Source organism: Synechococcus sp. BA-124 BA4 (genome assembly GCF_034931165.1).
In genome coordinates this window covers 1-13,071 of record NZ_JAYGIA010000058.1, presented here as the reverse complement: position 1 = coordinate 13,071, position 13,071 = coordinate 1, and the positions used below count along the sequence as shown (strand labels likewise).

The following is a 13,071-nucleotide window of genomic DNA, read 5'->3' as shown; positions in this document are numbered from 1 at the left end:
CCGTTATGGGCCGGGCGGCCGGTCCGGGTGGCTCGAACTCGCGGCCACCTCGGCGCTGGCCGCCCTGGGCTGGGGGCTGCTGACCATCGCCCGCCAGCCGACGGCCCTCGCCGTCCTGCTGATCGCCGTCGTGGCTGGTCTGCAGGTGTCGGAGCTGGTGCTGCGTCGGGCCGCGCGCTGGCTTCCCGAGGACCAGATCCAGCCGCTACGCCATCTGCTGATCCGGCCGTTCCTGCTCGCCGGACTGCTGTGGACATTGATCGAAGAGCTGGACACCCGCGCCGAGCTGGCCCTGATCCCCCTGGGCCGCTGGATGGGCGCGAACGTGAATGTGGGCGACGTGACGCGGCTGGTGGTGGTGCTCTACCTGCTGCTGGTCGCCTCAGGGCCACCGTCGCTGGGGGTGGCCTGGCTGCTGAAGCGCTGCTTCGCCCTGGAGCGGGTGAGCACGCGCGCCATCGGTCTGATGGTGCGCTACGCGGTGATCACCGTGGGAACCGTGGCGGTGCTGGAAACGATCGGCTTCAACAGCAACGCCCTGCTGGCGATCGCCGGGGGGCTGTCGGTGGGGATCGGTTTCGGGGTCAAGGAGGTCTTCGGTAACTTCGTCAGCGGTCTGTGGCTGCTGTTCGAAGGCTCCCTGCGGCCGGGTGACATCATCGCCCTGGACGGCGACTTCTGCGAGGTGCGCCGGCTCGGCCTGCGGGCCACCCGGCTCTGGCGCGACCGTGACAACGCCGAGCTGGTGATTCCCAACCAGACCTTCTTCAACACCAGCACGGTGGAGTTCAGCGTCGGCCGCACCCGCTTCCTCACCCAGATCGCCATCTGCGTCGATGCCGGCCAGCCCGCGGCCACGATTCTGGCCCTGCTGGAGGAGATCGCCGCCGCCGTCCATGGGGTGGAGAGCCATCCGCCGCCGAAGGCCTACGTGCAGGGGGTGGGGGACCGCGGCGGCGATTACGTGGTGAAGTTCTGGATCCACAGCCCCTTCGCCAACCGGAGGATCTGCAGCGCCGTGATGGCGGCGGCCATCGAGCGGTTCCGAGAGCTGGGCATCACCCTGCCGTTCACGCATATCGTGATCGAGCGACCCCCCGCTCCATCGAATGCACAGCGCGCAGAAGCACACAACTCCTGAGTGTTGCATACGCCCTCACCTTCACAGGTTGCTCGAGAACGCCCCCCCAAGGTCTCCGGGTCGGCCGTCGAATTAGCCGAGGGCACCCCGTTTCAGAGAGCCCTTTCCTCTCGACTCTGCACAGCTTGCTGACCGCCATGATGATGGACCGACTGGGGCGAACGCGTCCGCGGCAGGGACACCTATGCTCCGGTCCACGGGGCGTGGAAGAACCACGGATGACCGAGCCAAGATCCCAATCAGCTGTTGTGGTGGCCGTACCAGCGAGACTGGCCTCCTCTCGCTTGCCTGGAAAGGTCATGGCCGATATCGCCGGCCAGCCGATGCTGCGCCACGTACTGGAGCGTTGCAGCAAAGCACGAGGCGTGGCGGCGCTGCTTACCTGCAGCGACAGCACCGAGGTGCTGACGGCAGTCCGAGGGTGGGGATTCAAAGCCCTGGAGACATCTCAAGGCTGCTGCAGCGGCAGCGAGCGGCTGGCCAGCGTGGTGGAGGAACTGGTGGCTGCCGGCGGCGCGGCAACAGAGCACACCCTTGTGATCAACGTGCAGGCTGACCAGCCCCTGCTGGATCCAACGATTTTGGAAAAGATGATCGCACTCGCCGCTGATGCAAACTCCACGGAGGTCTGGGTACCAGTCATCACTCCAGTTTACTCACTCGGTCCGGAAAAGATCCACGACCCGAATGTGGTCAAGGTGTTGCGTTCTTCCGATGGCCGGGCAATCACCTTCTCCCGCAGTGCACTTCCACATGTGCGCGACCTGAACCCGGATCAGTGGCACCGTTGTACCACTTACTGGGGTCATGTGGGGATCTACGGCTACCGAGCTGATGTCCTTGCCGGCTGGAGTGAATTGCCCCCTTCAACCATGGGAGAGCTGGAGATGCTGGAGCAGTTACAGTTGATCGAGGCCGGCATTCCCGTTGCCACCTTTAGCGTGGAGAAAGATTGCCTTTCGGTGGATACACTCGCCCAACTGGAACAGGCTCGCGCCGTGATGGGACCAAGTCCCTGAACCCACACGAACAACCCGAATCAGGGGTTGCCCTCCCTCCAACCATCCCGGTGAATAGCTGCCAGCAAGCCCTGGCTGGCCAACAGGGCTTCACCGCACTCGCGCAGTGCGCCTGCACCACCTCTGCTGCGCAACACCCAATCGGCTTGGCGCCGCAGCCCTCGGGCAGCATCGGCCGGCGTCACCAGCAGACCGACGACCGGCCTCACCACCAGGTCATTGAGATCATCGCCAATGAAGGCGGTATGGTCGCGCGCCATACCAAGTTCGGCTCGCAGCCTCACCAAGCCTTGTTGCTTGTCGGCCACACCCACATGGCAGTGCTGGATATCAAGATGAGCCGCTCGTTGCTCAATGGCGCCACTGCGGCCGCCGCTCAGCAAGGCCACGGTGATGTCGGCGCGCTCCAACATGCGGATCGCCAGTCCATCACGTACGTCAAACCGCTTCAGTACCCGGCCATGCTCGTCGTAGAGGAGGCCGCCATCGGTGAGTACCCCATCCACATCACAGACCAACAATCTGATCTGGCGAAGTCGAGGAGTGAGAAGTCGTCGCTTCAGCAGCGAGAGGAGACCCAGTCCGCTCAGACTGCTCATCTCAGAGTGAACTGTCTGCTGTGCCATCCGCCACAATGGCGCGGAGGTCAAGCAACTGGCGCAACAACGCCTCCAACCGGTGCAGCGGAACCATGTTGGGCCCGTCGCTGAGGGCATGCTCCGGATCCGGGTGAACCTCCAGGAACAAACCGTCCACACCCACCGCCACAGCGGCCCGGGCCAGCGGTGACACAAACTCCCTTTGGCCGCCGGAGGTGCTGCCCCGCCCTCCAGGCTGTTGCACCGCATGGGTGGCATCGAAGATCACCGGGCAACCCAGTGCCTTCAACTGAGGCAGGCTGCGGAAGTCGACCACCAGGGTGTTGTAGCCGAAGCTGCTGCCTCGTTCGGTGAGCCACAGCCGGCCACTGCCGGCATCCAGACCGAAATCGGCCAGCTTGTTCACCACCGGGGCCATGTCCCAGGGTGCGAGGAACTGGCCCTTCTTGACGTTCACGGCTTTATCGGTGCCGGCGACCGCCCGGGCGGCGGCCTCCAGCAGGTCGCTCTGGCGGCAGAGAAAGGCCGGGATCTGCAGCACATCTACAGCCTGAGCGGCTGGAGCAGCCTGATGGCTTTCGTGGATATCGGTGAGCACCGGCACCCCGAAATGCTCGCGCGCCTCGGCTAGAATTGTCAGACCCTCTTCGGACCCAGGACCGCGGTAGGACTGGCCGGAGCTGCGGTTGGCCTTATCGAAACTGGCCTTGAGGACATAATCGATGCCAAGGCGCTGGCAAAGGCTGCTGACCTGATCAGCTATCTGAAAGACTAGGTCGCGGTTCTCGATCACACATGGACCCGCAATCAGGCGTAAAGATGGCGTTCCTGGCCCAGGAAGGTTCATCGTTCCACAGCGCTTAGACCGGCAAGTACCAGATCATGGAGTCTGAGCAACCCAAGGAGTTTGGAAGGGTGATCGGGATGGACGACGGGCAAAACGGATAAGGACTGTCTCGGATTCCGTTCCATCAGTTCAAGGGCCTCAGCAGCAAGAGTTGTCGGAGCCACGGTGATAGGGTCGAACGTAGCCATCTGAACGGCTGTCACAGACCCCCAGTTTTGCGGTTCATAGCGCTGAAGGGCACGGCGAAGGTCTCCATCGGTGATCAATCCCGCCAGATGCAGCGGTTCTCCTTCCCGATGGACCCAAGTGGCACCCAGGCTACCTCTACGGAGGCTTCCCTTGGTGAGTTGGGTGATCACGAGTGACATCGAGGCATCGGGCGACAAGGGGGTGATTTCCTGGGCAGGTACCATCAGATCTTCCACGAGCAAGGTGAGACGCCGACCCAGCATCCCGGCGGGGTGATTGACGGCAAAGTCGGCATGGGAAATGCCCGCCCGCTCCATCCACACCGTGGCCAGGGAATCTCCTACGGCCATGGCCACGGCCGTGCTGGCGGTCGGGGCCAGGTTCAGCGGGCACACCTCGCGGTCAACTGAGCAATCCAGGACGACATCAGAGCGCTTGGTCAGAGTTGATGCAACCCGGCCTACCAAGGCAATAGAACTGGCCCCACGCCGTTTCAGGTGGGGAAGGATGGCAAGAAGTTCCTCCGTTTCTCCACTGTTTGAAAGCAGCATTGCCACATCCCAACCCGAGACGATGCCGAGGTCACCATGGAGGGCATCCACCGGATTGAGAAAAACCGCCGTCAGGCCGATGGAAGAGAAGGTTGCCGCGATCTTGCGGGCAACGATCCCGCTCTTGCCAATTCCCGACAGCACCACTTTGCTGCGGTGAACGCGACAGCTGGCCAGCAGGGCCAGGGCAGCCTCCACCTGTGCAGCATCAAGGCGTTCAGCTGCAGCCGCGATGGCCGCCGCTTCTTCCAGCAGGCATCGAGCTAGGGCAGACACGGCAACGACCGGGGATCCCCATCATCTCAGTCCAGCTGGGCCCCTTCCCCTGAGGAACGGCGGGAGCCGTGAGGGGCTACCGCCAGGCTGAGGGCGGAGCCTGGAGCTGGCGGAGCATCCAGCAAGCCGTGGCAGGGGCATTGTCCTGGGCGCCGACGCGCTGCTGAAGGGCACACCGGTAGCGAGGCAGACGCTCGATGAAGGCCTTCAGATGATGGGTCTCGAAGCTCTCGAGCTCCACCGCCATGCCATACCCAGCCCGCTCCCATAGTCGGGCGTTGAGTCGCTGTTCATCATGGGCACGCTCATAGAGGGCCAGGACAGGCTTCTGCAATTCCATCGCTTCGCAGAGCAACTGATGGCCAGCGGCCGCTACCAGGAAGGGAGCAGCAGCCAGAAAGATCAGAAAGCCGTTGGGATCAACCGGGCAAAACCTCAGCCGAGAAAATGCCAGCCCCTGAGAGTCATCAAGCCCGAAAACGACCGTGCCGGGAGCCAGCTGCTGGAGGCCGATCAACACCGGCTGAGGCGGGCATTGGCGGCGGAGATAGGCCAGAGGAGCTCCCTCTACCCGCTGATCCCCTTGACTGAGCTGCAGCAGTTCTGGCCGAAGCAGACCACCAACGACCAAAGTCGGCGATGCACGTGTTCGCAGCGGCAGCTGAAAAAAGGAGCTGATCACCAAGGCCCCGAAGCGTGGTGTGTTTAGCCAGGCATACAGGCGATAGATCCATTGCTGAAACGGCCACAACCCCAGCTTCGCCGGATCCATCACGGCCATCGCATGCTGGTGGCTCAAGGCCACCAGGGGCAGGCCTGCCAGCGCAGCTGCACGTGCCACCACAGGTTCGAAATCACAGATCACTCCAGCGGGAGGAGTGTCACGCCAGGTGTGCACCAGGCGCCTCGCTTCCCAAGGAAACACCCAGAGCGCCTGGGCCAGGAAGTGAAGGGCTGATCGCCAAGGGGAGATGCGTCGATGCCGATAGATCCAACGAGTACCGGAAATCTCAACGAAGGCAATGTCGTCCTGGTTCACAAAGCTCTGGCGCAACAGGGCCAAGGCGTCCTGTGAACTGTGAAACGCCAACCGGTAGTAGGGACGCAGGTAAGGAGCCAGCACCAGGGCCCTGGCGGCATGTCCGCGGCCATCTCCATTGACTCCATAAATGAGCAGCGGCTTAGGAGGAGCGCTCATTCAGGTACCGGGCATAAGGCGAGAGTGTGGGATCCGTGATGAATCTCCAGAGACAGCCTCCCCATGATCGATGGGACGGTTGACGATAAAGATGAGGAGCCATTTCCCTGATGCAGGGCAGAGAAACCCATGGCACCGAAGGCAGATCATGGTGCTCGGTGTGATAGCCCACATTGAACGCAAGGCGATTGCCCCACCCATACATGGACGCTGTTTGCTGCCCTGGGAAGAACACGTAGTGTTCCGCCAGCCAGCGTCCAGCGAGCGGATGGGGCCCAAGGGCCACCAGGGTGGAGGCGAGCAGATAGGCCAGGGACACACCACCTCCCGCCGTCAGCAGCAGCAGGTCGGCAACCAGAACCAGTAGGAAATTCAGGGCCAACCAACCCCTGGGCCCAGCCATCGCCTGACTGGAGAATGGACGAAAGGCTTCACTGACGCTGTAACAACACATCCAGAGGGCCTTCCGCCATGAAGAGTTACCCACCAGGCGTGCCTCAAAGGACGTGGGCAGATCCGCATCGATCCCAAGTTGCCCCATGGCCGCGTGATGGCGTAGGTGATAGCGCCGAAAGCTGGCGGCCGAGGGGATGGTCTGGGCCAGGTCGCAGACAATCGCCAGCACCTGGTTGTGCCAGCGATGGCGCGACACCAGATCATGGGCACAATCGTGCATCAAGACGAACAGACCATGGCTGACGGGCGCACCCACCAGCCAGACCAGCAGCGCAACAGCAGGCCAGGGCAACCTGGGGACCGCCCCCAAAGCCAGGCCCCACTGGGTAGCCACCAGGGCGAGGATCCAGAGAGCCGTGATCGGGTAAGGCCTGCAGAGGCGTTTCACCTCTGGCACCTGCCGAAGCAACTGGCGCCGCCTGGCCGGGTGGGGCTGCTTGCCGGTGGGCGAGGGCAGAAATCCAGCTGGGTTAAGGTTCGGTCGCAATCGGCGCAACAGCTTGACGGGCCTAAGAGTCTCATGAATCAACGCCCCCTGCGGCTCGTGTTTGTGAGTCACTGCATGGCGCCGGCTCGATCCCCAAGCAGCAACGTGGGGGGCATGCAACGGGCGGCGCGGGATCTCCTCGCCCAGCTGGAGAGCCTGGAGGATCTCAGGCTTAGCGAGATGGTGCTGGCCTGCCCGAGCCGTGAGATCGGCTGGCGGGTCCCGCTCTTCTTCCTGGCCTCACCCTGGCAGCTGATCCAGCGGGTCTGGCTGTGGCGCGCCGATGTCGTGCTGTTCGCCTCTCTGAATCCGGCGCTGGTGTTACCGCTTCTTGCCCCACTCATGCGGCGACGGGGACTCAGGCTGATGGCCATCGCCCATGGGCTGGACATCACCCAGGGGCCAGCGATCGCGCAGTGGTGGATCCGGCGCAGCCTGGCCCAGCTGGACGGGGTGATCTGCGTGAGCCGAGCCACCGCAAAGGCCTGCCTGGATCGGGGTTATGCCACTGATCGGCTGCAGGTGCTGCCCAACGGCATCTGCTCGCGGTGGCAATCCCCCCCCTCGCTCTCCACCACCAATACAAAGCTACCGACCAGAAAGCCGGGTATATTTGTTTGCCTGGCCGTGGGGCGCCAGATACCGCGAAAGGGTTACGCCTGGTTTGTTGATGCCGTGATGCCTCTCTTGCCGGAGCATGTCCATTTATGGCTGGTTGGCTATGGACCTCAGGCCATGGAAATTGAACGGGCAATTGAAAAGCGTGACCTACGACACAGAGTATTTCCTCTGGGGCTCCTAGGAGATGATGATCTCGCCAGGGTCTATCGACAGGCCGACCTTTTTGTAATGCCGAACCTTCGTATCAATCGTGACATGGAAGGATTCGGCATTGTCTTGCTGGAAGCTGGCCTCCATGGCCTATACACTTTGGCCAGTTGTCTTGATGGCATTACGGATGTCATCAGCAGCGCCAATGGATTCTTGCTTCCACCACGTGATGCTGAGGCCTTCGCACAGGCCATTGACACCCAGGTAGCCTTGACGTCCCAAGAGCGGCAGCGCCAAAGCGAGCAGGCGGCTGCTTGGGTGGAAAGTCGTTTTGAATGGAGCAGCCTTACCCCCCGCTATCTCGACGCCATCCAACATGTTCTCACGCAACCGAGGGCATCATGAACAGCGCCATCGATGTCCATGCCTCCACCCTTGCCAGCAACCATGGCCGCTGGCTTTGTGTTGTGGCTCGTCGCTGGAAGAGGGTGGTGCTGCAGGAGTATCTTCGTGGCGCCACAAGCCTTCGCTTCTGCACACGGTTGCCACGGCGTCCATCGGCCTACCGCGAGGCTGACCATCTGCTTGTATGGGGTCGCCAGACGACCATCCCCAACGAACTTCTAACCACCCATCCCCACCTGAAGATTGTCACGGCTGAAGATGGCTTCATCAGCTCACGCGGGCTGGGGCTCACCGGCAGCTTCTACTACTCCCTGCTGCTTGATCACTTTGGGGTTCATTACGATGCCAAGTCTCCATCGCAACTGCAACAGTTACTCAACGAGCACCCACTGACAATCGAAAACGAACGGCTGGGCCAGGAGCTGGTGGCTTTCATCCACGAGCATCGGCTGAGTAAATGCAACCTTACCCGGCCTGCCTTTGATGCCACGGCAACGCCTCCCAGCCACCGCACCACGATCCTGGCCGTAGGCCAGGTGGAGGGGGACCAAGCCCTACGCCACAGTCTCAGCCCTATCCGCAGCAACAAGGCCCTGCTCCAGGCCATCAGAGAGGAGCACCCAGAGGCATGGATCATTTACCGTCCCCATCCCAATGATGTGCGCAAAGGGTATCTTCGGGGAAATCGTGCCTACCTCTGGCATCAGCTTTGTGACCAACTGGCCTGCGACGGCGACATCAGCCATTGGATGGATGCCGTTGATGCGGTGCATGTGATCTCCTCCACAGCGGGACTCGAAGCCCTGATCCGCGGGAAACCCGTTCACACTTACGGCACTCCAGCCTATGCGGGCTGGGGCCTTACCAACGACTGGGCGCCCCAGCCCGAGCGCCACAGACCGCTGAACCTTGATCAAATGGCAGCCATCATGCTGGGGCACTATCCCCGCTACTTCAACTGGAGCAACGGACGGTTCTGCGACGCTCTGAGCTGCCTGCGTCACCTCCAAGCCATCAACAGCAGAACGGTCGAGGAGTCCTTCTACTGCGACAGCCTGGCCAGAAAGCAACGACGGATCCGCCTGGCGCGTCGCTTGAAAATGGCCGCTGTGCGCCAGATCGCGCCCATTGGTCATTGGCTGGAACGGTCTCCTCAGGCGAGTTGATGGTGATGGCTAATTAATCATAAAAGACATTGAGTATAAGCATCCCACACCGAGCCATCTGATTCTTATCTGATAGCCATGCCGCTTTGTTCCATCGACTGCGTTCCTTCCTACCTTAGCTGTGTAGTGCCACCAGGTTGTTCCGGCTGACAAAGGGGTGTGAGGCCGACAGGGTTGTGGTGCGACCCAACAGCCCCAGACCTCACACTCCATGCATACACACCCCAACGCCCGCCTGACACCGATCGGTCGGGAACGCCTCATTCGCCAGCACCTCGAGGAGGGCAGGAGCCTTGCCCAGCTGGCCACCGACCACGGGATCAGTGAGCGCACCGCCCGCAAGTGGCTGGCTCGCTTCCGTTCAGGCGGGCCAACGGCCCTGGCGGATCGACGGAGTGTGCGCCGCAGCCAGCGGCGGACGCTTGATCCGCAGCAACTGCAGCAGGCCGTGGAGCTCAGGCACCAGCGCTGCACCCTCCGCAAGATCGCCCGACTGATGATGGTGCCCATCACCACCCTGGCCCGGGCGATGCGGCGCCTGGGGCTGAACCGGCTGCGCAACCTCGATCCCAAACCACCGGTGCAGCGGTACCAGTGGGAGGAGCCGGGCGACATGATCCATGTCGACATCAAGCAACTGGCCCGCTTTGAGCGGGTCGGCCACCGGATCACCGGCGATCCGCGCAAGGGCTCCTCACCCGGGGCTGGCTACGAGAAGGTCCACGTGGCCGTGGATGACGCCACCCGTCTTGCCTACGTCGAGGTCCTGCCCGACGAGAAGGGCCCGACCACGGTGGGCTTCCTGAGCCGTGCGGTGGCCTGGTTCAACGGCCAGGGAATCGAGTGCCGACGGGTGCTCAGCGACAACGGCTCGGCCTACAAGTCGCATGGGTGGCGAAAAGCCTGCCAGGCCCTGGGATTGAAGGCGAAGAAGACCAGGCCCTACACCCCCCGGACCAACGGCAAGGCCGAGCGGTTCATCAAGACCCTGCTGGAGGAGTGGGCCTACGTGATGCCCTACGGCAGCTCGGCCGGCAGGAACGAGCTGTTGCCTGCCTACCTGCGGATCTATAACGGCCGCAGGTGCCACATGGCCCTGGGTGGCCTCACCCCCCAACAGCGGCTCGCTCAGCTGCAGGCATGAACAACCTGGTGGGAAAGCACACCTAGCCGAACTGTTGCTGGAGAAGGGCTACTCTGTGCACGGCATCAAAAGGCGGGCTAGCAGCTTCAATACCGCCCGCATCGATCACCTATACCAGGATCCCCATGAAAGCGATCCAAGGCTCAGCCTCCACTACGGCGATCTAACTGATAGCACCAACCTGATTCGGATCATTCAGCAGGTGCAACCCGATGAGATCTACAACCTGGGGGCCCAGAGCCATGTAGCGGTGAGTTTTGAAGCGCCTGAATACACCGCCAACAGCGATGCCCTGGGCACCCTGCGCATCCTGGAGGCGGTGCGAATGCTGGGACTAAGCAATAAAACCCGCATTTACCAGGCCAGCACCAGTGAGCTCTACGGCCTGGTGCAGGAGATCCCCCAGAAGGAAACAACGCCTTTCTATCCGCGAAGCCCCTACGGGGTGGCCAAGCTCTATGCCTACTGGATCACGGTGAACTACCGCGAGGCCTACGGCATGTATGCCTGCAACGGCATCTTGTTTAACCACGAATCACCGCGGCGCGGCGAAACGTTTGTGACCCGCAAGATCACCCGCGGCCTGGCCCGCATCAACGAGGGCCTTGAGGGTTGCCTCTACATGGGTAATCTCGACTCCCTGCGCGACTGGGGCCATGCCAGGGATTACGTGGAGATGCAGTGGCGCATGCTGCAGCAGCCTGGCACTCCGGAAGACTTTGTGATCGCCACGGGCCGTCAGGAATCGGTGCGGCGCTTCATTGAGCTGGCCGCCGCTGAGCTGGGCTGGGGTGCGATCGAGTGGCAAGGCAGCGGTATAGAAGAAGTGGGGCGTCGCAGTAGCGGTGAGGTGGTAGTGAGGATCGATCCCCGTTATTTCCGCCCGGCGGAGGTGGAAACGCTGTTGGGGGATCCCAGCAAGGCCCACGCCAAGTTGGGTTGGACGCCCACCACGACCCTCGAGGAACTGGTGGCCGAGATGGTGGCGGCCGACAAGGAGGAAGCGCGCAAGGAGGCGATCCTGCGGCTGAAGGGCTTCAACGTGGTGGGGTCGATGGAAAACCCACCCACCAACCCATCGGCCGTGGCCGCCGCTGGAGGGCCCGGCTGATGCGCACTAAGATGCGCACAGCTTTGCCGAGCTGTAATGCGCACCACCCTCGAGCTGCCGGATCCGCTGTTTGCGCGCCTGAAGGCCCGCGCAGCAAGCGAGCACCTCACCCTGAAGCAGCTGCTGCGCAGCTACGTGGAGCTGGGCCTGAACGCCACGCCCGCGGGCTCAGGTTCGCAGCGTTCGACGCACACGCTGCCGCGCGTGGAGGGGCCCTTGGCCATCTCTGGCGAACACCTGAGCAATGCCACGCTGTTCGACCTGCTCGACGCGTGAACACCGCAGCCGACCTGCCGGATCTGAACGTTTGGCTGGCGCTGGCCTGCCCTGACCACTGCCATCACCGCCAGGCCCTGCGCTACTGGGAGCAGCAGGCCGGAGAACAGGTGTTGTTCTGCACGGTCACCGCGCTCGGGCTGGTGCGGCTCGTGTGTCAGCCGAAGCTGATGGGCGCGGCGGTTAAGACCGCCGGAGAAGCTTCCGCTCTGCTAGAGGCCTTCTGCATGCAGCCGGGCGTGAGCCTTGCGATACCAGAGCAGGGGGGCTGGGATGTGTTTCACCAGCTGTTGCGCAGCGCTGAGGTGCCGGCCCGTCTCTGCACCGATGCCTACCTGGCCGCCGTGGCCATCGCCAACGGCTGGCGTCTGGTGAGTTTTGATCGTGATTTTGAGCGGTTTCAGGGCCTGGCGCGGTTGGCGCTGCCAGGAGTGCAGTGATGACCAGCACCACCACGCACCACGAGCTCGATTCGCTCGATCGGGAGACAGCCCTCAACGACTCGACGGCCCGCCTGAAGGGCTTCAATGTGGTGGGAGCGAGGGAGGGGTGATGGCGCTACCAGAGCAAGCAACAGGGAAAAGCCCGCAACGCAGGATCGAGGCTCACCAGGGTGAGACCGCTCAGTTCGGCCTGGGCGGCCAGCAGCCGATCGAATGGGTCTCGATGGCCCAGGGTGTAACCGCCGGCATGCAAGCCATGCAGGAGCGTGATCGGCAGCAGCTGAAACCCTTGGGCTGCCAGCAATTCGGGAAGATCCTCAAGCAATTCGTTGGCCACGGGCAGCTTGCCAAGGCGAACCTTGGTGGCGATCTCCCAGCCAGACGCCGCGCTCACATGCACCCGGTTGCCAGGGTCAGCAATGGCCCCATAGGCCGCTGGCGAAAGACGATCGGGCTCAGCCAGCCACCACAGCAAGGCATGGGTGTCGAGCAACAGCTCGGCTGGATGGCTACCGCTCACAGCAGAGGCTGCTCGATCGCAGCGAGCTCCTCCTCAGGCAGCGACTCAAGCAACACCTCCAGAGGCGGCAAATTGAGTTTGCCCGACAGGACGCCTGGAACGCGGCGTGCATGGGGAGGCTCAAGCGGCACCAGCCGCGCCCAGGGCTTGCCGCCTTTGGCTACCACGATCGTTTCGCCCGCATGGGCTGCATCGATCAGACGTGAAAACTGGGTCTTGGCCTCATGCACATTGACGATGCGTTGCGGCACAGCGGTCATGGATAGCACCAATGGCACGTGGCCCTACCAGGTTAGTCCGATTCTGGACCAAGCAGGAGGCCGACGCTGATGCCTGCCCTGATCAGGCCGCGTCCCTTTGCGTGGTGTAAAACCCGGGGCCCGAATGCCCTGATCAGAGGGTGAACAGGGTGGAATGACGGGCTGTCATTCCGGAGGTGCAGATGCGCCTCTTGCAGCCACGATGAATCGAG

15 protein-coding genes are annotated in these 13,071 nt (G+C 62.7%); 8 read left to right on the top strand and 7 right to left on the bottom strand.

Annotation, left to right across the window (positions count from 1 at the left end; genetic code table 11):
- A partial coding sequence (locus VB734_RS06615) for a mechanosensitive ion channel family protein (RefSeq protein WP_323243181.1) occupies positions 1 to 1,141 on the top strand: 1,141 nt, incomplete at its 5' end.
- A 218-nt stretch (positions 1,142 to 1,359) separates the two neighbouring features.
- Complete coding sequence (gene kdsB / locus VB734_RS06610; protein ID WP_323243180.1) at positions 1,360 to 2,160, top strand: 3-deoxy-manno-octulosonate cytidylyltransferase; 801 nt, start codon at positions 1,360 to 1,362, stop codon at positions 2,158 to 2,160.
- Positions 2,161 to 2,180: 20 nt separating this feature from the next.
- On the opposite strand, the gene VB734_RS06605 is transcribed toward kdsB, so the two are convergent.
- The 5 genes from VB734_RS06605 to VB734_RS06585 all read right to left on the bottom strand — a co-directional run bounded on the left by VB734_RS06605 (position 2,181) and on the right by VB734_RS06585 (position 6,664).
- The gene (locus VB734_RS06605; RefSeq protein ID WP_323243179.1) at positions 2,181 to 2,810 is read right to left on the bottom strand and encodes a phosphatase; all 630 of its coding nucleotides are present in this window, start codon (positions 2,808 to 2,810) and stop codon (positions 2,181 to 2,183) included.
- A complete protein-coding gene (kdsA, locus tag VB734_RS06600) occupies positions 2,761 to 3,606 on the bottom strand; it encodes a 3-deoxy-8-phosphooctulonate synthase (protein ID WP_323243178.1) in 846 nt (281 codons plus the stop codon). Before kdsA ends, VB734_RS06605 begins: the two co-directional genes overlap by 50 nt.
- The gene (locus VB734_RS06595; protein WP_323243177.1) at positions 3,603 to 4,622 is read right to left on the bottom strand and encodes a KpsF/GutQ family sugar-phosphate isomerase; all 1,020 of its coding nucleotides are present in this window, start codon (positions 4,620 to 4,622) and stop codon (positions 3,603 to 3,605) included. Before VB734_RS06595 ends, kdsA begins: the two co-directional genes overlap by 4 nt.
- A gap of 76 nt (positions 4,623 to 4,698) precedes the next feature.
- Entirely contained in the window at positions 4,699 to 5,820 is a 1,122-nt protein-coding gene (locus VB734_RS06590; RefSeq protein ID WP_323243176.1) for a glycosyltransferase family protein, read from the bottom strand.
- Complete coding sequence (locus tag VB734_RS06585) at positions 5,804 to 6,664, bottom strand: fatty acid desaturase (RefSeq protein WP_323243175.1); 861 nt, start codon at positions 6,662 to 6,664, stop codon at positions 5,804 to 5,806. Before VB734_RS06585 ends, VB734_RS06590 begins: the two co-directional genes overlap by 17 nt.
- 213 nt (positions 6,665 to 6,877) lie before the next feature.
- On the opposite strand from VB734_RS06585, the gene VB734_RS06580 reads away from it, so the two are divergent.
- From VB734_RS06580 to VB734_RS06555, 6 genes are all read left to right on the top strand, one after another.
- Entirely contained in the window at positions 6,878 to 7,939 is a 1,062-nt protein-coding gene (locus VB734_RS06580) for a glycosyltransferase family 4 protein (protein WP_323243174.1), read from the top strand.
- Positions 7,936 to 9,105, top strand: a complete 1,170-nt coding sequence (locus tag VB734_RS06575; protein WP_323243173.1) for a hypothetical protein — start codon at positions 7,936 to 7,938, stop codon at positions 9,103 to 9,105. The genes VB734_RS06580 and VB734_RS06575 overlap by 4 nt, the downstream gene beginning before the upstream one ends.
- A 211-nt stretch (positions 9,106 to 9,316) precedes the next feature.
- Positions 9,317 to 10,249, top strand: coding sequence for an IS481 family transposase (locus VB734_RS06570; protein ID WP_323243172.1), 933 nt, complete (start codon positions 9,317 to 9,319; stop codon positions 10,247 to 10,249).
- Positions 10,206 to 11,360 (top strand): GDP-mannose 4,6-dehydratase, encoded by a 1,155-nt coding sequence (gene gmd / locus VB734_RS06565; protein WP_323243171.1) that lies wholly within the window; start codon positions 10,206 to 10,208, stop codon positions 11,358 to 11,360. The genes VB734_RS06570 and gmd overlap by 44 nt, the downstream gene beginning before the upstream one ends.
- A gap of 36 nt (positions 11,361 to 11,396) precedes the next feature.
- Positions 11,397 to 11,636 carry a hypothetical protein gene (locus VB734_RS06560; RefSeq protein WP_323243170.1) on the top strand — a complete coding sequence of 80 codons (240 nt, stop codon included), beginning with the start codon at positions 11,397 to 11,399 and terminating at the stop codon, positions 11,634 to 11,636.
- Positions 11,633 to 12,076, top strand: coding sequence for a TA system VapC family ribonuclease toxin (locus VB734_RS06555; RefSeq protein ID WP_323243169.1), 444 nt, complete (start codon positions 11,633 to 11,635; stop codon positions 12,074 to 12,076). The genes VB734_RS06560 and VB734_RS06555 overlap by 4 nt, the downstream gene beginning before the upstream one ends.
- Before the next feature lie 118 nt (positions 12,077 to 12,194).
- Here the strand turns inward: VB734_RS06555 and VB734_RS06550 are convergent, their stop codons facing one another.
- Both VB734_RS06550 and VB734_RS06545 read right to left on the bottom strand, forming a co-directional pair.
- Complete coding sequence (locus tag VB734_RS06550) at positions 12,195 to 12,599, bottom strand: type II toxin-antitoxin system VapC family toxin (protein WP_323243168.1); 405 nt, start codon at positions 12,597 to 12,599, stop codon at positions 12,195 to 12,197.
- The gene (locus VB734_RS06545) at positions 12,596 to 12,859 is read right to left on the bottom strand and encodes a type II toxin-antitoxin system prevent-host-death family antitoxin (protein ID WP_323243167.1); all 264 of its coding nucleotides are present in this window, start codon (positions 12,857 to 12,859) and stop codon (positions 12,596 to 12,598) included. The genes VB734_RS06550 and VB734_RS06545 overlap by 4 nt, the downstream gene beginning before the upstream one ends.
- Between the last annotated feature and the right edge of the window lie 212 nt (positions 12,860 to 13,071).